Source organism: Nocardia bhagyanarayanae, assembly GCF_006716565.1.
GTDB lineage: Bacteria > Actinomycetota > Actinomycetes > Mycobacteriales > Mycobacteriaceae > Nocardia > Nocardia bhagyanarayanae.
Genome location: NZ_VFPG01000001.1, coordinates 4,419,332 through 4,436,670 on the forward strand (window position 1 = coordinate 4,419,332; position 17,339 = coordinate 4,436,670).

The 17,339-nt window shown below is 69.4% G+C and carries 15 protein-coding genes; 4 read left to right on the forward strand and 11 right to left on the reverse strand.

Annotation, left to right across the window (positions count from 1 at the left end):
• Positions 1 to 205: 205 nt before the first annotated feature.
• Positions 206 to 2,401, forward strand: coding sequence for an RNA polymerase recycling motor ATPase HelR (gene helR / locus FB390_RS19045; protein ID WP_185757259.1), 2,196 nt, complete (start codon positions 206 to 208; stop codon positions 2,399 to 2,401).
• Positions 2,402 to 2,439: 38 nt separating this feature from the next.
• Here the strand turns inward: helR and FB390_RS19050 are convergent, their stop codons facing one another.
• Positions 2,440 to 3,441, reverse strand: a complete 1,002-nt coding sequence (locus FB390_RS19050) for a dipeptidase (RefSeq protein ID WP_141810149.1) — start codon at positions 3,439 to 3,441, stop codon at positions 2,440 to 2,442.
• A 25-nt stretch (positions 3,442 to 3,466) separates the two neighbouring features.
• Positions 3,467 to 4,696 (reverse strand): NAD(P)/FAD-dependent oxidoreductase, encoded by a 1,230-nt coding sequence (locus FB390_RS19055; protein ID WP_141810150.1) that lies wholly within the window; start codon positions 4,694 to 4,696, stop codon positions 3,467 to 3,469.
• A 281-nt stretch (positions 4,697 to 4,977) separates the two neighbouring features.
• On the opposite strand from FB390_RS19055, the gene FB390_RS19060 reads away from it, so the two are divergent.
• Positions 4,978 to 6,396 (forward strand): cytochrome ubiquinol oxidase subunit I, encoded by a 1,419-nt coding sequence (locus FB390_RS19060; RefSeq protein WP_141810151.1) that lies wholly within the window; start codon positions 4,978 to 4,980, stop codon positions 6,394 to 6,396.
• A gap of 3 nt (positions 6,397 to 6,399) precedes the next feature.
• Positions 6,400 to 7,419: a cytochrome d ubiquinol oxidase subunit II gene (locus FB390_RS19065; protein WP_141810152.1), complete on the forward strand. Its 1,020-nt coding sequence runs from the start codon at positions 6,400 to 6,402 to the stop codon at positions 7,417 to 7,419.
• A gap of 22 nt (positions 7,420 to 7,441) precedes the next feature.
• Here the strand turns inward: FB390_RS19065 and FB390_RS19070 are convergent, their stop codons facing one another.
• From FB390_RS19070 to FB390_RS19090, 5 genes are all read right to left on the reverse strand, one after another.
• Positions 7,442 to 8,236 (reverse strand): aminoglycoside adenylyltransferase domain-containing protein, encoded by a 795-nt coding sequence (locus tag FB390_RS19070; protein ID WP_141810153.1) that lies wholly within the window; start codon positions 8,234 to 8,236, stop codon positions 7,442 to 7,444.
• 99 nt (positions 8,237 to 8,335) lie between these two features.
• Complete coding sequence (locus FB390_RS19075; RefSeq protein ID WP_141810154.1) at positions 8,336 to 8,845, reverse strand: metallophosphoesterase family protein; 510 nt, start codon at positions 8,843 to 8,845, stop codon at positions 8,336 to 8,338.
• Between the two features lie 108 nt (positions 8,846 to 8,953).
• Positions 8,954 to 9,250, reverse strand: coding sequence for a DUF6506 family protein (locus FB390_RS19080; protein ID WP_141810155.1), 297 nt, complete (start codon positions 9,248 to 9,250; stop codon positions 8,954 to 8,956).
• 33 nt (positions 9,251 to 9,283) lie between these two features.
• Positions 9,284 to 10,225, reverse strand: a complete 942-nt coding sequence (locus FB390_RS19085) for a LysR family transcriptional regulator (RefSeq protein ID WP_221639300.1) — start codon at positions 10,223 to 10,225, stop codon at positions 9,284 to 9,286.
• Positions 10,226 to 10,353: 128 nt separating this feature from the next.
• On the reverse strand, positions 10,354 to 10,740 hold the full coding sequence (locus FB390_RS19090; protein WP_141810156.1) for a hypothetical protein: 387 nt from the start codon (positions 10,738 to 10,740) through the stop codon (positions 10,354 to 10,356).
• A gap of 187 nt (positions 10,741 to 10,927) precedes the next feature.
• On the opposite strand from FB390_RS19090, the gene FB390_RS19095 reads away from it, so the two are divergent.
• A complete protein-coding gene (locus FB390_RS19095) occupies positions 10,928 to 11,407 on the forward strand; it encodes a GNAT family N-acetyltransferase (RefSeq protein WP_141810157.1) in 480 nt (159 codons plus the stop codon).
• A gap of 26 nt (positions 11,408 to 11,433) precedes the next feature.
• Here the strand turns inward: FB390_RS19095 and FB390_RS19100 are convergent, their stop codons facing one another.
• The 4 genes from FB390_RS19100 to FB390_RS19115 all read right to left on the reverse strand — a co-directional run bounded on the left by FB390_RS19100 (position 11,434) and on the right by FB390_RS19115 (position 17,253).
• Positions 11,434 to 12,267, reverse strand: coding sequence for an RNA polymerase sigma factor SigF (locus FB390_RS19100; protein ID WP_141810158.1), 834 nt, complete (start codon positions 12,265 to 12,267; stop codon positions 11,434 to 11,436).
• 151 nt (positions 12,268 to 12,418) lie between these two features.
• A complete protein-coding gene (locus FB390_RS19105) occupies positions 12,419 to 13,831 on the reverse strand; it encodes a phytoene desaturase family protein (RefSeq protein WP_141810159.1) in 1,413 nt (470 codons plus the stop codon).
• A gap of 28 nt (positions 13,832 to 13,859) precedes the next feature.
• Complete coding sequence (locus tag FB390_RS19110; RefSeq protein WP_141810160.1) at positions 13,860 to 15,680, reverse strand: DUF3556 domain-containing protein; 1,821 nt, start codon at positions 15,678 to 15,680, stop codon at positions 13,860 to 13,862.
• 115 nt (positions 15,681 to 15,795) lie between these two features.
• Positions 15,796 to 17,253, reverse strand: a complete 1,458-nt coding sequence (locus tag FB390_RS19115; protein WP_141810161.1) for a class I adenylate-forming enzyme family protein — start codon at positions 17,251 to 17,253, stop codon at positions 15,796 to 15,798.
• Between the last annotated feature and the right edge of the window lie 86 nt (positions 17,254 to 17,339).

Here is a 17,339-nt window from a genome sequence, read left to right on the forward strand (position 1 = left end):
GCCGAAATCAGCACCCGTTCGGAGCACTCGCCCGGCTTGGTGAGGAGGTTGCCCGACCGCGTCGGACGATGAATGGAAAGCGTCCCCCGCTCCTTTCCACTTTCAACATATAGCGCACAGGGGGGCTTGCGGCAAGGCCCCGGTCGTCACGCACAATTGCCCGCCGAAGCCGGAACCAGCGGAAACGAGGTGTCGCGAAGTGCGAGTGCCGACCCAGCGGTACGAAGACGAAGTGCGGTCCGAGCGGAGCTATGTGGACGGGCTCTACGCGCGGCTCGACGCCGAGCGCGCGCGAGTGAAGAGTCGCTACAGCGCGGCGTTGCGGGGAAACGGCGTGTCAGCGATGGAACGGGATTTCGAGGTGCGCGCGCTGGGCAAAGAGGTGCGGCGGCTGGACGTGGCCGACAACGGGTTGTGTTTCGGCCGGTTGGACTCTCTGTCGGGCGAACGTCTGTACATCGGCCGAATCGGTCTGTTCGACGAGGAGAACGAGTTCGAACCGCTGTTGCTCGATTGGCGAGCGCCCGCGTCGCGCGCGTTCTACACCGCCACCGCCGCGCATCCGGAGAACATGCGCCGCCGCCGCCAATTCCACACGCGTGGTAGGCGATTGGTCGATTTCACGGACGAGGTGCTCGGTCGTCCCGACGGTGGCGAGCGCGGTGACGCGGCATTGCTCGCGGCCGTCAACGCGCCGCGCGGTGCCGGGATGCGCGACATCGTGGCGACGATCCAGGCCGAACAGGACCGGATCATCCGGCTCGATCACCCCGGTGTGCTGGTGATCGAGGGCGGGCCGGGCACCGGCAAGACGGTGGTGGCGCTGCACCGCGTGGCGTATCTGCTCTACACCCAGCGCGAGCGGATGGAGCGGCACGGTGTGCTCGTGGTCGGGCCCAATCCGGCGTTCTTGACGCACATCGGCCGCGTCCTGCCGTCGCTCGGCGAATCAAACGTGGTGTTCACGACCACCGGCGATCTCGTGCCGGATCTGCACGTCACCGCCGAGGACGCGCCGGAAGCCGCACGGCTCAAGGGCTCGCTGAAGATCCTGGACGTGCTCGCGGCGGCGGTCGCCGATCGCCAGCGGCTGCCGGAGCATCCGTTGCCCATCGAATTGAAGGACGTCACGGTGCGGATCGACGCACCGACCGCCGAGTGGGCCAGGGAGGAGGCGCGGGCGAGTGGGTTGCCGCACAACGAGGCTCGTGCGGTGTTCAGCGAGATCGTCACGTACGTCCTCACCGAGCGGGCGATCGCCAGGATCGGCCGGGGCTGGTTGACCCGCGACGACCGCGAGGCCTGGGAGCAGCTGCGGGCGGACCTTCTCGCGGAACTCGCCGACGACGAGAAGTTCACCGCGGCACTCGACGAACTCTGGCCTGTTTTGACGCCGGAAACGATACTGGCGGAGCTGTATTCGTCTCCCGAACGGTTGCGCGCGGCAGGCGCCGACCAGGCGCTGTGGCGCGCCGACGGCGACGCCTGGACGGTGTCGGACGTGCCGCTGCTCGACGAACTCGTCGACCTGCTCGGTCGCGACAAGTCGGCGGACGCGGACGCCGAGCGGCAACGCAAGGACGAGGCCGCGTACGCCGCGGGCGTGCTGGACCTGATGATCAGCCGCGAGGACCTGATGGACGACGAGGACCATCTGCTCGCCCAGGACATGCTCTACGCCGAGGACCTCGCGGATCGATTCCTCGAACGCGACACCCGTGAGGTCGCCGAACGCGCTGCGGCGGACCGGGATTGGACCTACCGGCACATCGTGGTCGACGAGGCCCAAGAGCTGTCCGAAATGGACTGGCGAGTGCTGATGCGGCGCTGCCCCGGCCGATCCTTCACAGTGGTCGGCGATCTCGCCCAACGCCGGTCGGCCGCCGGAGCGACGTCGTGGGACGCGATGCTGGAGCCGTACGTGCCGGGCCGGTGGGTCTACCGGTCGCTGTCGGTGAACTACCGCACCCCGGCGGAGATCATGGCCGTCGCCGCCGCGGTGCTCGCCGAGTTCGCACCCGGGGTCGAGCCGCCGGAATCGGTCCGCGCCTGCGGCGTCCAGCCGTGGTCCAGGCAGGTCACCGCAGACGAACTGCCCACCGCCATCGAGGAATTCGTCCGTGACGAAGCCGGTCGCGAAGGGACCAGCATCGTGATCGGGCCGTCCGGCGTGCCGGGCACGGTGCCCGCCTCGGAGACGAAGGGCCTGGAATACGACGCCGTCCTCGTCGTGGAACCCGAACGGATCCTCGCCGACGGCCCACGTGGCGCGGCCGAACTCTACGTCGCGCTCACCCGGGCCACCCAACGCCTCGGCGTCCTCCACCGAGGCCCCCTACCGCGGTCCATGACCGGCCTCACCGAAACCGCGCCACCCATCGCGGCGGGAATGCCGCAGTAGGCGAACGGTTTTCGCTGACGGGCTCGGATCGGCATTCGTCAGCGGCTGGGGGAGATGGCGTCGAGCACGCGTAGCACGTTGCCGCCGAGAAGCATGTGGATGGTCTCGGCGGCCAGGCCGCGGCGCAGCAGCGCGTCGGTGAGCAGTGGTAGCTGGGCGGGACTTTCCAGTCCGCGGGCAGGTCTGATGAATCCGTCCCAGTCCGAGCCGAGGGCGACGGTCTCGCGGCCGCCGACATCGATGATGTGCAGCAGGTGATCGACGACGGCGTCGAGTTCGCCGCCGAGGTAGGCGGGGGAGAAGATGACCCCGACGACGCCGCCGGTGTCGGCGATGGCGCGGATTTGTTCGTCGTCGATGTTGCGCCACATGGGCCGGACTCCGGCCACGCCGGTGTGCGAGACGATGACCGGTCCATGGGCGCGGGCGATGGCGTCGAAGAAGCCGGGACGGTTGATGTGGGCGAGGTCGACCAGCACGCCGAGTTCGGCGCACGCGTCGACGACCTCGCACCCGAAGCCGGTCAACCCGTCGTCCCGGCTCCGTCCGATACCCATTGCGGGACAACCGATCTCGCTGCGACTGAAGTGCAGCAAGCCCAGGTAACGCACGCCGCGCCGCGCGAAGGCGACCAGGTTGCCGAGGTCGCCTTCGAGCGCCTGGCCGCCCTCGATGCCGCGCAGCCCGGCGCTGACTCCTTCGGCGCGTGCCCGGCGGATGTCGTCGCCGGTGGTCGCCAGCCGGAAACTGCCGGGATGGGCGCGGGCGGTGTCGTCGAGTGCGTCGAGTTGGCGGTGGATGTCGGCGGCGGTGCCGCGGCGCGGGTAGGGGGCCGTCCACATGCCGAACCACTGTGCGGCGAGACCGCCCTCACGCATCCGGGGCAGGTCGACGTGCCCGACGTACCGGCTGATCGGCCAGCGCGGCCGGTGCCGGACGGTGAAGTCGTAGCCGCGGGATATCAGTTTCGGAGTGTCGGCGTGCAGGTCGATGACGATGGCGCTGTCGTGCACCTGCTGGGCTTCGACCGAGACGGGCATGCGTACCTCCAGGTGAGAAGGACGGTCAGCGCCGGCGGAATCGGTCGGCGCGAAACGGTGTCAGAACCGGCGGGCGGACGCCGTCGAGGACGTAGCGCGTGAGGGCTTCGGCGGCGGGCGCGGCCAGCGTCATGCCGAGCATGGAAAACCCTGTGACGAGGAAGGTTTCGGTGTGACCGGGCAGTAGGTCGATGATCGGAAGTCCGTCCGGCGTCAGTGGTCGTTGCCCGGTCCACTCGTGTCGCCGGTCGGTCCAATCGATGCCGTCGAGCATGACCGACGCGCAGCGGGCGATGGGGTCGAGCCGCCGAGCGCTGAGCCGCGCCGAGGGCCCGAAGTCCATGCCCGCGGCGATGCGCAGCCGGTCGCCGAGCGGCGCGCAGGCGATGTGGTCGTCCAAGAGCAGCACCGATCGGCGCAGCGCGGTGGTGGCGGGGACGTCGAAGCTGTAGCCGCGACCGCCGATGACCGGGAATCGTCTGCCGATCAAGGCGGTACTGGCTCCGGTCGCGACGATCACCACATCGGCGTGGTGGAGGCCCGCGCTGGTCGCGACCCCGGTGCGGGTAGTCAAGCGGGTGGCGGTGACTCCTTCCTCGATGCGCACCCCGATGCCGCGGAGATGCGTGGCCAGAGCGGCGACGAACGCGCCTGGATCGATCTGAACGTGATCGCGCAGTTCGACGCCGTAGCGGACCAGCGTCGACAGCGCGGGCTCCAGCTCGTGGAGCGCGTCGGCGTCCAGGATGGTCTCCGGCAGCGAGAATCCGGCGGCCCGGAACGGTTCGCGGGTGCGGCGGAATGCCCGCACGGCATCGATCTGGCGGGCCACGGCCAGCAGACCGGCGTCGACGCGCCGGAATTCGACGCCTTCGTCGGCGAGTTCATCCAGCAGCGGGAAGCAGCGTTTGCCCAGCTCGGCCAGCGCCGCTACGCCGCGCTGGTAGTGACGGGTGGTGGAATGGCGGGCCAAGGACGCCAGCCAAGGCAACAGCCGTGGGTAGTCGCGGGCGGCGATCCGCGATGCCGACTCGGGCGAGCGCAGATGCCGGAGCCCGTCGCGCATCAGTCCGGGCTCGGGGAAGGGACCGGTTTGCGCGGGGTTCACCCATCCGGCGTTGCCGTGCGAGGCGCCCGCGCCGACGCGCTCGGCTTCCAGCACCGTCACCTCGACGCCGCGGTGCGCGAGCTGGTGGGCGACATTGAGCCCGGCGATGCCCGCGCCGACGACAAGCGCGGTTCGCGGTGTGCTCATATGCCGGAACTGACGTAACGCGGCATTGTGCGCCCTTCGATTCGAACGTCAGAAGCATGTCGACGACCGACCGCCAGGCGCGGTCCTCGCTGGATTGCCAGAACATTGCCGACAGTGGCAGTCTATGCCCGCTCGCCGGCCGATGACCGGTAGATTTGGCCGAGTTCGACTCGTGCTTCGTCTTCGCGCGCACGAAAGTCCGCCTTCGATGACTGAGTCGACGCGCCCTTGGGCTGATCGGACCGGCTGACGACTGACCATGCACGTCGGAAGGGGCTGTGATGGTGTTCAGCGCGTTCGCCGAGCTCTACCTGGCGTCGGGCGAGGGTCCGCCCGGTCTGCTGCCCGCGCGCCAGCAGATGGCGTTCTCCCTCGGTTGGCATATCGTGCTGGCCTGCTTCGGCGTCGCGTTTCCCGCGATGATCTATGTCGTGCACCGCCGCGGCATCGTCCGCGACGATCCGGTCGCTCTCGGCCTGGCCAAGCGGTGGGCGACGGTGTCGGCGATCCTGTTCGCCATCGGCGCGGTCTCCGGAACGGTGCTCAGTTTAGAGATGGGGCTGCTGTGGCCGGGTCTGATGGGACGCTACGGCGACGTGCTCGGCTTGCCGTTCGCCTTCGAAGGGCTTTCGTTCTTCATCGAAGCCATTTTCCTCGGCATCTACCTCTACGGGTGGGGCCGGATGCCGCCGCGGCGCCATCTCGCGATGCTCGTCCCGATGGCGGTGGCCGGTGTGGTCGGCACGTTCTGCGTGGTGAGCGTCAACGCGTGGATGAACAATCCGACCGGATTCCGGCTGGTCGACGGCGAGGTCACCGATGTCGACCCGTGGCGGGCGATGTTCAACGACGGCGCCTTCTTGCAGTTCGCGCACATGTGGGTCGGCGCGTTCATGGTCGTCGGCTTCGTGGTGTCGGGTGTCTACGCCGCCGGACTGTTGCGCGGTCGCCGCGACGAGCACCACCGGCTGGGTTTCACCGTGCCGTTCGTCTTCGCCACCGTCGCCGCGATCGCGCAACCGCTCATCGGGCACGTGCTCGGCATGCGGGTACACGACACGCAACCGTCGAAACTGGCGGCGTTCGAATTGGCGACCCACACCGAAGGTCCCGCGCCGCTGCGCATGGGCGGGCTGCTCGTCGACGGCGAGGTCGTGGGAGCGCTGGAGATCCCGCGGCTCGGCTCGATCATCGCCCGCAACTCGCTGACCGCGCCCATTCCCGGACTCGACACCGTCCCACCGGCGGACCGGCCGCCGGTCAACATCACCCACCTCGCCTTCCAGACCATGGTCGGCATCGGCACCCTGCTCGCGCTGCTGGTGGTCGTGTTCTGGTTGGCGCGGTGGCTGCGCCATGATCCGCTGGCCAATCGCTGGTTCCTGCGTGTGGCCGTCGTCGCCGGGCCCTTGGCGGTGCTCGCGCTGGAATGCGGCTGGATCGCCACCGAGGTCGGCCGCCAGCCGTGGACAGTGTGGCGGGTGCTGCGCACCGCCGACGCGGCGAGCACGAGCACCGGCCTGTGGTGGAGCTACACCGGGGTGCTGCTGGTCTACCTCGGGATGACCGTGGGCGCGATCGTCGTCCTGCGCTCGATGACCCGCCGCTGGCGCGCGGGGGCGAAGTCCATCGCCAGCCCGTACGGGCCCGGCGCCGGTCCCGTCGACGAGGCGCAGCGCGCCGTCGGCGAAAGGGGGTGACCGATGGACCTGTCGGACGTGGTCGCCACGGCGATGTTCACCGGCGTGGTGCTGTACGGACTGTTCGGCGGCGCGGACTTCGGATCCGGATTCTGGGATCTCACCGCGGGCGGAGCGCGGCGCGGCGGCCGCTTGCGCGTACTGATCGATCACAGCATCGGGCCGGTGTGGGAAGCCAACCATGTGTGGCTGATCTACATCCTGGTGTTCCTGTGGACCGCCTACCCCTCGGCGTTCGCCGCCATCATGACCACCCTGTTCATACCGATGAGTCTGGCCCTGCTTGGAATCGTGTTGCGGGGAGCGGACTTCGCGTTCCGCAAGTACTCGGCGACGATCGCCCAAGCCCGGCTGTTCGGTGCGCTGTTCGCGGGGGCGTCGCTGATCACGCCGTTCTTCTTCGGCACGGTCGTCGGTGCGATCGCCTCGGGACGGGTGCCCGCCGCCGGATACGGCGATCTGGTGGAGTCGTGGGTGAACCCCACCTCGTTCATCGGCGGCATCCTCGCCGTGGGCACGTGCTCCTTCCTGGCCGGGGTCTTCCTCACCGCCGACGCCGCGCGTTCCGGCGATCCCGCGCTCGCGGAATACCTGCGGCCCCGAACTCTCGCCGTCGGCGTGGTCACCGGTGCGCTCGCCATCGCGGCGATCGCACCGATCCGCCGTGACGCGCCCACCCTCGGTGACGGCCTGCTCGGACGGGCGTTGCCGTTGATCGTGGTGTCGGCCGCCGCCGGGGTGATCACGCTGGTTCTGGTGTACCGCCGCCGGTTCGGGTGGGCGCGGGTCTCGGCGCTGGTGGCGGTCGCGGCGATCGTCATCGGGTGGGCGGTGGCGCAGACGCCGTGGATTCTGGTCGACGAGATGCTCATAGCCGACGCGGCGGGGGCGCGGTCGACTCTCATCGCGTTGCTGGTGGTCGTCGCGGTCGCCGCGGTCACCGTGCTGCCCGCGCTGGGTTACCTGTTCTGGCTCACCCAGACCGACGAATGGGCGCGCGACGAGACAGCGCGCACCGGTTGATCGCCTTGCGCGCCAGGCTGTCTCAGCGGGCTATCGCCTCGTCTTCGATGCGGTCGGCGACCCAGGACAGGAAGGCGTGCACGTCGGCGGCGGGTAGCGGGACCGCCGCCGAGCGGGGGCGCTGGAAGCTGTGCAGCGCGGCTTCGATGAGCGGGCGGAACGCTTCCTCGGTCTGCGCTATCAGCCGCGCCGCCGTCCGTTTCGCCTGCCAGCGGCCGGTGCGGCAGAACGCGACCGAACGGCAGCCGTTGAGGACCTGGTTGTCGCTCAGGTGACCTACCCCGTCCGCGTGTTCGCGGACCGAGGCCAGGATCGCGGCGTAGAGGTCGCGGTCGTGCGGCGCCGCGACGACCTGGCGTACCGGACTCCCGTAGAGCAGCCGCCCAGACTGGTGGGCGATGGATCGATCGATGACGTACCAGAACGCCGGGGACCGCGTCGGGTCGAAGTCGGCGCGGCTCGGCAGCAGGGGACCGGTGTTGAGGTTCAGCGAATACCCCGCCGCTACGGACGGTCGCTTCGCGAACTCGGAGTCGTAGATCACCAACTCCAGCCCCGCGGCGGGGCAGGGCAACGTGGGGTGAGCGAGCACTTTCGCCATCTCGCGCACCGCCCGTCCGGGAAGAGCCGGGCCGACCACCACCGTGACGTCGACGTCGCTGCGCCCGTGCCGATAGTCCGCGAGCGCGATGGACCCCACCGCGAACACGCTGACGAGATGCGGTTCGCACACGGCGCGGGTGCGCCGCACGAGCTCTTCCAGGTAGGGCCGCACCTCGACCGGCAGCGATTCCGGATCCACGAGCGTGGAGGTCATGCGACCAGTATCGGCCCAGGGTCGGATGGAGGCCCTCGGACACGTGCTCGTAGTCGAAACCGATGCGCGCAGGACTCGGTGAAACCGTCCTGGGCAGGGTTAAACGCGGCTGGCGGGTGGGATCGTGTGCAACTCGACTTCGGTGAGCTCACCCGAGGTGACGGTGGCCGTCAGGAAAGTGTGGTGGGGTTGGCGGCGTTTGTCGGTGGGGGAGCCGGGGTTGAGCAGGCGCAGGCCGGTGGGGGCGACGGTGTCCCACGGGATGTGGCTGTGGCCGAACACCAGGACGTCGGTATCGGCGAAGTCGCGGGCGCAGCGTGCGTCTCGACCGGTGGCCGGGCCGGTCTCGTGCACGACCGCCAGCCGCAGGCCGTCGAGGTCGGCGCGGGCGATCTCGGGCAGGCGGGCGCGCAACTCGGGCCCGTCGTTGTTGCCGTAGACGGCGACGAGTCGCTTGCTGCGCGCTTCGAGCCGATCCAGCAGCGCCACCTCCACCCAGTCGCCCGCGTGCACGACGACATCGGCGGCGTCCACCGCCCGCCAGACGGCTTCCGGCAGGTCGCGCGCGCGTTTCGGGATGTGGGTGTCGGAAATGATCAGCAACCGCACGGTGTCCGGTCTACCACCCGCGGGAGGCACTTCGAGCCGAAGCCGCCGAATCCCCACTGCGAGCGGCCGACCAGCGGTTCGATCGGGCATCCGCGGCATCGACACCCGTCACGAGAAGATCGCGTGCACCTGGTCGACGGCCTCGGCGCCGTAGGCCACCGCGCCCACCGGAACCGCACCGTGCACCGCCTCGATCACCCGGGCCGTCCATACCGGGCCGAACCCGCCGCACAGTTCGATCAGCTGGGCGCCTCCGTCGACCAAACGGCGAGCCACCTCGACGGCCTGCTCCGGGTGATCGACGCCGACGAACACCGACCGGCAAGCGGCCGTTTCGACGACGGTTTCGTTTCGGGGATCGCTTCCTGTCGCGGTGTAGATGAATCCCCATGCGGTCAGCGCCATGCGCGTGCCTCTCCTAGAGCTTCGGCCGCAGACCTATCGAGGCGCGACCCGATCGGAGCCCAGCGAAGCCGATGCCGGGTGGCGCTGTCCACGAGGTAGAACCGCAGAGGCGTGCGGCCTTTCCGCACGCACCAGGTCGGCGACCATCCGTAGCCGGCGCGCGGCCGCCGGATCGGCCGGATTCCATGCCAGTGCGTAGCGGATGGACGGCGAGTCTTCGACGAACGGCAGCCAGACCAACCCGTCGCCAGGCCGAACGTCCCACGCCGGTCGCAGCGCGACGACATCCCCGCCGTGCGCGAGCTCGGCCACGAACAGCGCTCGTCGGGGCGCGCTCGCTCGGATCGCCGCGGGCTGCCAGCCCGCTCGGGTCCATGACTCGCGGATCGCGTCGTGATAGCCAGGCGCCGCGGAACGTGCGAACCACAACAGCGCGCTACCGTCCAGATCGGCCCACCGCACCGCGTTTCGCTCGGCCAGCCGATGACCGGCGGCGACGAGCACGCCGAGCTCCGCCTCGGCGATCACGACATGATCCAGTCCGGACAGATCCGTGGGCAAGAGCAGAATGCCCATGTCGAGCGAACCTTCGCGCAGGGCGGGCAGCTGCTCGGCGGTCTGCATGTCGAGGAACTCCAGGGTCGGCTCGGCGATCCCGCGCCACAGCGCCGAGGCCGACCACGGCGGCGCACCGGGTGTCACGGCGACGCGCGGAGTCCGCTGTTCCCGCACGGACTCTCGTGCTCGACGTGCCGAATCCAACACGGCACGAGCATGTTCGGCGAGCCGCGCGCCCGCCCGAGTCGGCGTCATGCCGGCGGAACCCCGCACGAACAACGCCGTACCGAGGTCACGTTCGAGCGCAATGATCTGCTGGCTCAACGATGTCGGTCTGATCCCGACCGCATCCGCGGCGCGGGTCAGGTTCCGCTCCTCGGCGACCGCGAGGAAATACCGCAACTGTCGCAGTTCCACTCCGCCACGCTAACGAACCAACGCCCGCGCACCTCCCCGGCGACGGTCCGGTTCGACCCGTGCGGGGCCGCGTCGCGACTGCGACCGCGCGGTTCGACACGCACGGGATCGCGGCGCCGGTGGTTCCGTCAGAGGGCCGGTCGGTTTCTGGTTCCGTAGATGCCCCATTCGTCGCCGCGCAGATACGCGAGGTGCTGGGCGTCGGCGCGGGCGCGGACGGCGGCGGCCACGTCGGCGGCGGCGCTACGGCGCAATTTGAGGAGCACGCCCATGCAGCCCGCGACGAGCGCGAAGCCAGCGGCGGCGCCACCGAGCTCGGCGTCGAAGAGATTGCCGATACCGATGAGCAGGCCGAGTGCCGCGACCGCCCACGTCCACGCGCCGGGGTGCCGGCGCATCGACTCCCGCACGCTACCGAAAGCTTGCTTGGTCTTGTCCGGGTTCTGGAAGCACCAGACGACGAGGTAGAAAGGCCACAGGAACGGAGCCAGCAGCAACAAGACGATGATCTTCATGGCCCTCCTCTCACTGATCCTGGGAATGAGGGACTACCCACCCCATCGAAACCCAGACCACCGGCTGTTGCTCGCCGCGCCGCTGCCGCAGCTAGACGGCCGGAAATCCGTGGGCGCGGACCCGACCGCGCGCCCACCGCCGAGCCGTTCGGGGCTTCGGCCACCCCGGGCGGGGCAAACTGGTCGGATGATCATCGAGCCGTTGCGCCAGCGCGCGATTCCCGAGGTGATCGCGCTGATGGAGCTGGGAATGCCCTACATCACCGCGCGCACCTACTCCGACTACTGGCTCTACGCGAACCTGTTCTCCTCGACCTGCCCGGTGGCGACCGTCGACGGCCGGATCGCGGGCGCACTCGTCGCCTTTCGCAGCCAGGACGAACCGGCCGACGTGTACGCCCAGGACCTGATGGTCCATCCCGACTTCCGCCGCCGCGGCGTCACCCGCGCCCTGATGGAGCACCTGCGCGCGACCGCGGAGACGATGGGCTGCCGCCGGATCTACCTGACCTCGATGCCGGGCAATCACGCGGCCCACCGCACCTGGGAAGCGCTCGGTTTCCGGAACGTGCCCGGCGACCGGACCGTCGACGGCGTCTCGGTCGTCTCCGACTTCAAGGGCCCCGGCAAGGCACGGGCGGTCTTCGAGCTGCCACTGACCGGATGAGCGCCGAGGGCCGAAGCCATTGGGACTCAGGCCGCGGTGGTCGCGCGGGCGGGCGGTTCCGCGAGTGCCTGTTCGCGCAGACTGTCGAGCGTGTTGGTGAGGATCCTGGAGACCTGCATCTGCGAGCACCCGATCAGGCGTCCGATCTCGGCCTGGGTCCGGTTCTCGTAGAACCGCATGATCAGCACTCGGCGTTCGCGCTCGGGCAGCGCCGCGATGAGCGGCCGCACCGCCATGGCGTCCTCGAGCAGGCGATAGCACGGTTCGACGGCGCCGAGGGTTTCCCGGATGGACGGCGTCCCGCCTTCCTCCTCGCCGCGTTCGGGGGTGTCCAGCGAGTCGGCGGTGTAGGCGTTGCGGGCGACGAGCGCCTGCGTGACCTCGGTCAGTTCGACGCCGAGTTCGGCGGCCAGTTCGCGCGCGGTGGGCATGCGCCCGAGCCGGTGGGTCAGCGCGTCGGTGGCGGGTCCGAGGCGCTGGTGCAGTTCCTTGATGCCGCGCGGCACCCGGACGGCCCACGTGTGATCCCGGAAGTGACGGCGCACCTCGCCCATGATCGTCGGCACGGCGAAGGCGAGGAACGGCTTGCCGTGGGAGACGTCGAAGCGGTCCACCGCTTGAACCAAGCCGAGCAGCGCGATCTGCTGTAGGTCGTCGAGATCCTGGCCGCGGTTGGCGAAGCGGCGGGCGATGTTGCCCGCCAGCGGCAGACACCGGTGCACGATCTCCTCCCGCAGCGCGCGGCGCTGCGGGTCGTCGGCGTCGAGCGCGGCCAGCTTCTCGAACCAGGGTTCGATGTCGTCGTAGCTGTCGACGGACTTCTTGGCGCCCGACCTGCTCTCCGATGCCGAGTTGCTCATGGAATACCTCGCTCCCAACCGAATTCGACGTCGGTCAGATACCCGCGCCCGCCGCCCACAAACGTCCGTCGGACCGGATCCGCGAGTCCACGGAAAGTGATTCGACACGACCGATGTGAATGCTGCCGAGATCGTCGCATGACGTCGCCCATCAACGGAGGCGGCGCAGGGCGCGGTCGGCGGCGTTGGCGCCGCACATGCCGTGCGCGCCGGGGCCGGGCGGGGTGGCGGCGGAGCAGAGGTAGTGGCCGGGGAGGCCGAGGTCGTAGGGCTGCAAGGTCTTTCGCGGGCCGAAGACGAGCTGCGGGATGTCCTTGGCGCCGGTCATGATGTTGCCGCCGACGTAGTTCGGGTTGTAGTCGGCGAACTCGGCGGTGGTGCGGACGTCGACGCCGAGGACGCGGTCGCGGAAACCGGGTGCGAAGCGTTCGATCTGGGCGATTATCGCTGCGGTGGCGTCACCGGAATAGCCGTGCGGGACGTGCGCGTACGCCCAGATCGGGTGGATGTCGCCGACCGAGCGCCCCGGGTCGGCCAGGTACTGCTGACCGACGAGCACGAACGGCCGCTCGGGCATGCGTCCGGCGTGGATGTCGCGCTCGGTCGCGGCGACCTCCGCGTAGGTTCCGCCGAGGTGCACGGTTCCCGCTCGCCGGGCGGCCGCCGCCGTCCACGGAATGCCGCCCTGGACGGCGAAGTCGACCTTGAAGGCGCCGGGTCCGTAGCGGAAACGGCGGAACGCCTTGCCGATTCGCGCCGGGAGCCGGTCACCGAGGATGTCGGCGACGGCGGTGGGCGCCAGGTCCCACATCACGATGTCCGCCGCGGGCAGATCGCCGACGGTCCTGACCGAAGTCCCGGTCTCGATCTTGCCGCCGAGATCGCCGAGCCGCGCCGCCATCGCATCGGTGATGCGCTGCGAACCGCTCGCCGCGACGGCCCAGCCGTAGGCGTGGCCCGCGGTGAGGATGCCGAGGCCGATGCTCGCGCTGAGCGGCCGGTTCAGCGGGTGGAAGGCGTGCGCGGCGACGCCGCCGAACAGGCCGCGCGCCCGCGGATCGCGGAAGACCGACGCGAGCAGGTCGGCCGAGGCCAGCGCGGGAATGCCGAAGCGCGCCACGCTCAATGGATGGCGTGGCACGCGCAGCAGCGGCCGCATGATGTCGGTGCTCATCCGGTCGTAGCGCCGGACGGGGCGTTCGAACAGCAGCCGCCACGCACGACCGTCGGCGCCGAGACCGGCGGCCGTGTCGGCGACCGAGCGGTGCAGCACACCGGCGCTGCCGTCGTCGAGCGGATGGACGCAGTCGATCTCCGGCCACGCCCAGGTCAGCCCGTAGCGGGCCAGGTCGAGCGACCGCAGGAACGGAGAGCCGACGGCCATCGGGTGGATGGCCGAGCACTGGTCGTGCAGCAGACCGGGCACGATCGCTTCCCTGGTCCGCGCGCCGCCACCGATCTCGTCGGCGGCCTCCAGCACGGTGACCTGAAGGCCCGCCTCGGCGAGCACGATCGCCGCCGCGAGACCGTTGGGGCCGCTGCCGACCACGACCGCTGTGCTCATATCGCTCTCCGTTCCGGTGGTCACGGGGTCAGCCGACGCGCGACGGCTCGGGTTCGCGGACCGGCGCGACGGGCAGCGTCGCCACCTCGTACCCCTCGCGCCGCCAGGTCACTTCGTGCGGGATCGGGCCGTCGGGCAGCCACGGCTGCGTTTGCACCGCGTCGCGCACCCGCCATTCTCCGCGCTCCACGACCCCGAGCGCCGCGTCGATGACCTGGTACCGCTGGACGCCGCGGTGGATCGGCTGGGACTCCACCCACACGATGATCCACTCGCCGGGCGCGAACCGGACGCGCGACTGCACCGCGTCGATCAGATCGATGTTGTGCAGGTGCCCGTCGCCGAAGTTGAAGCCGATCAGCGAGTTGCAGCCGAACTCGGCCTCGCGCACCGTCCACCGGTCGAGATCCGGAATGTGCTTGTACAGCAGCGAGAACAGACCGCGGCCCTGGCTGTGCATGGACCGCCACGCGATGGTCTGCTGCATGGTGATCTCGGCGATCGCCTTCGGGTAGCCCATGGCCTGCAACTGGTCGATCTGGTTCTTGGCGGGCCGGTGCGGCATGGTGTTCAGTTTCTCCTCCGCGCCGGGCGCGAAGGCCCACAGCGCCGAGGCCCAGTTGCCCGCGTACTGCCGCATCGACGGCAGGAACGACACCAGATCCGGGCGCAGGTTGCCGACGACCGGGAAGAACACCAGCGCGGCGACGATGCCGAGGGTCAGCCACGGCGAGGACATGTCGGTCACGGCGTAGCCGTCGGCCGCGGGGTAGCCGAGGAACAGGAACACCGTCAGGTAGGCGAACAGGATGTTCCACTCCAGCGGCACCGCCAGCGGGAAGGTGGAGGTGATGAAGAAGTGGAACACCACCATCATCACCACGCCGGCCAGGGTCAGCCAGTGGTTGGTCGAGAACAGCAGCACCAGCGGCGTGACGATCTCGACCGTGGTCCCGCCGACGTGCGCCATGAACGAGGCGACCTTGGACGGGCGCAGATCGCGCGGGAAGTCCCGGTAGTGCAGGCGCTTGAGCCACCGGAACGGCACGGCGGGGCTGTTGGACATCATCGGCGGAACCACGTTCGAGAAGTGGTCGCCGAACTTGGACACGCCCGCACCGATCCAGACGGCGCAGATCAGCAGCTTCGCCGCGATGATCATGTCGACGAACGGCAGCGCCGCGAAGAAGATCAGGGCGGGCAGGTACTGCTCACCGCGCGCCGCGAGGAAGATCGTCTTGTCCCGCAGACCGCACAGCACATACAGCACGATCGGCGCGATCAGCAGCGCCGGATTCACCAACCCGGAGGTGTTGTCCGGCAGCGCGGCGCTCAGCGACGCGCTCGGGATGCCGGGGCGGACGATCGCGAACAGCAGTGTGCCGAGAAAGGCCAGGTACAGACCGACGTCGACGATCGTGCGGGTGTCGCCGTTCGTGAACGGCACGTGCCGCCACGGCCGCAGGCGAATCGTGCCGGGCCGAGCCCAGAACAGGATGCCGCCGGTCATGGGCTTGAACTTGCCCGCGAGCGGACCCCAGGATCCGGCCAGGCCGATGGCTTCGAGCAAGACGGTCCAGAGCACCAGCTTCTGGTAGACGATCGGTTCGTTCCACCACTCGCCGATCGCCCAGAACGGCCCCACGCCGGAGGTCCAGGTCGCCAGCGCGGCGCCGCCGACGATGTAGAGGACGAGCAGTTTGGCGATATAGATGGTGTGAATCATGCGCGGACTGCCGAAGCCGTAATTCACCCAGTGCAGCGCCAGGGCTCGGACGCGCTCGCGTAACGGTTCGTCGAGAAATGTGTCCACGTCGACGGGTGGGAAATCTCCCGTTTTGAATCCCATTGTTCGAGCCTTTCTTGCGATCGTTTTCGGGTGCGCGGCACCGACATCCGTTCGCTCATCGACGGCGTCGGACGGTAGCCGGTTCAGTTTTTCGGGAGCCGAATTACTCCGCGGCTCAGGCGGGCGCCGCCATGGCGCGCAGTTTCCTTTTGTCGATCTTGCCCACCGGATTGCGCGGCAGCGATTCGGTGAGGTGAATGGCGACCGGCAGTTTTACTCGAGCCAGCGAGACGCCGCAGTGCTCGAGCAGCGTCGCCGGGATGAGCTCGGCTCCCGGCATGGCGACCACGTGCGCGACCGGCACCTCGCCGAGCACGTCGTGCGGCGCGCCGACCACGGCGGCCTCCAGCACGGACGGGTGCGCGTGCAGGACGTTCTCGATCTCCTTGGGGTAGATGTTCTCGCCGCCGCGGATGATCATGTCCTTGATGCGATCGACCAGCACCAGGTAGCCGTCCTGATCGAAGTAGCCGACGTCGCCGGTGTGCAGCCAGCCGTCGACGATGGTCCGCGCGGTCGCTTCGGGCCTGCCGAGGTAGCCGCGCATCACGTTCGCGCCCTTGATCACCACTTCGCCGCGCTCGCCCGCGCCGAGCAGGTCGCCGTCCGGATCCATGACCGCCACCGTCTGACCGGGCAGCGGCACCCCGACCGTGCCCGGCTTGCGCGGTCCGCCCGGCGGGTTCACCGTCGACGCGCAGGTGCCCTCGGACAGGCCGTAACCCTCGACTATCGGTACACGGAAACGGGTTTCGAAGCGCGCGATGAGTTCGGCGGGCATCGGTGCGGCGCCGCAGACCACCAGCCGCAACGACGAGGTGTCCGGTGTCCGCTCCGCGGCCTGGGCCACCAGCATGGCGTAGATGGCGGGCACCGCGGAGAAGTAGGTCGGCCGCACGCGTTCGACCACGTCGAAGAAAGTGGACGCGGAGAAGCGTCCGGCGATGGTGGCCCGGCCGCCCGCCAGCAGCGGCGACAGCACGCTGACCACGATCCCGTTGACGTGGAACAGCGGCAGGATCAGCAGGCTGTGATCGCTCCCGTCCAGGCCGAGCGTCTCGATGAGCATGGCGCACATCGCGGCGATGTTGGCGTGATCGAGCACGACGCCCTTCGGCTGTCCCGTGGTGCCGCTGGTGTAGATGATCAGTGCGGTCGCGTCGTCCTCGATCGCCACCGCGGGCACGGGCGCGCCGATCGCGACGGCGGGTCCCGCCACGTCGGCCACGTCCAGCGCGTCGAGGCCGCGTCCGCCTTCGGTGATCACGACTTTCGCGGCGCAGTCGGAAATCTGATAGTGCGCTTCGTCGAATGTCGAATCCGGCTTGATCGGCGTGACGGCGGCGCCGAGATGCCAGGCCGCGAAAAGGATGATCACCAATTCCAGGCGGTTCGGCAGCATCACCGCGACCACGTCGCCGCGCCGGACTCCGTGCGCGTACAGAATGGTCGCGGCGGCGCGGACGCGGCGCGCGAAATTCTCGTTGTCGAGTTCTTCTCGATCGTCCGCGAGGCACGGTCCGGTCGGATTCCAGAGGGCCCGCACGTGCGGTATTTCGGCTATGTTGTGCACTATTTCCTCACCATGAATGCGTACGTGACGGGGATTACATTTCCAAGGTAGGTACGCGGCCTCGGCGGAGCTACGGGCCCGCGTCC